This is a genomic window from Acinetobacter sp. ATCC 27244, from assembly GCF_000156555.1.
In the GTDB taxonomy this organism is placed as follows: domain Bacteria; phylum Pseudomonadota; class Gammaproteobacteria; order Pseudomonadales; family Moraxellaceae; genus Acinetobacter; species Acinetobacter haemolyticus.
The window spans coordinates 1-810 of sequence record NZ_GG665991.1; the positions used below are offsets into that span (position 1 = coordinate 1).

An 810-nucleotide genomic window follows, 5' to 3' on the forward strand; every position below is an offset into this window, starting at 1 on the left:
AACCTGAGTTCGATGAAATCCACTTAACCTTTTAGCATATTTTGGAAAGTTGGCTTATTGGGGTTCAAACAATAAGCCACTACAGCAGCCATGATATTCACCATGAAGTTATTTACCGAACGATGACGTGAATGTTCAAGTTGATGTAAATTTTTTAATTGATCATTCACTGTTTCGATCAATCCTCTTCTGCAAAGTAATTGTTTTTCTTCTTCAGTTTGGATGGGTTTATTTTTCATATTCCGACGTGATGGGGTCAATATTTTCAGTCCTCTTGCTGCTAAAGCTTCGGCTTTTGCTTTGCTCAAATAGCCTTTGTCTCCGAGTAGGATCCCTTTTAATTCTTGAGTTAAAGATTCTAATATAGCAACATCATGAACATTTCCCGATGTCAGCTTGAGATTAATAATTTCACCTAAATTATTGATAACGAGATGTAATTTAAAACCATAAAACCAACCCGTACTACTTTTTCCACGACCGGCCAAGCCTTTAAATACACGATGCCTTTTAATCCGAAGATTATGGCAAACTACCAATTTAGTGGAGTCAATGATACTGATTCCCGTATCTTTTCCTTTCACCTGATGGAAGAAACTACTCAGAGCTTGCAAACAACGGGGCATGATTTCAATAAATCGGTTGTAGCTAAGCAGTTTAGGAAAAGCAGATTTCCAGAATGGAACGATCATTTGGCAATAAAAATATTTGAAGAATCTAAAACCGGATTGATGAAATAAAATGACAATGGTCATTGCTTCGGACAAGCTTAAAGCTGACTTTTTCAACTTGGTTTTTTGATTAGAAATT

The 810-nt window shown here is 35.9% G+C and carries 1 protein-coding gene; it reads right to left on the reverse strand.

What is annotated here, in order from left to right; genetic code table 11:
• Nucleotides 1-23: 23 nt before the first annotated feature.
• On the reverse strand, nucleotides 24-810 hold a 787-nt coding region (locus tag HMPREF0023_RS15925), incomplete at its 5' end, for an IS982 family transposase (RefSeq protein WP_017394852.1).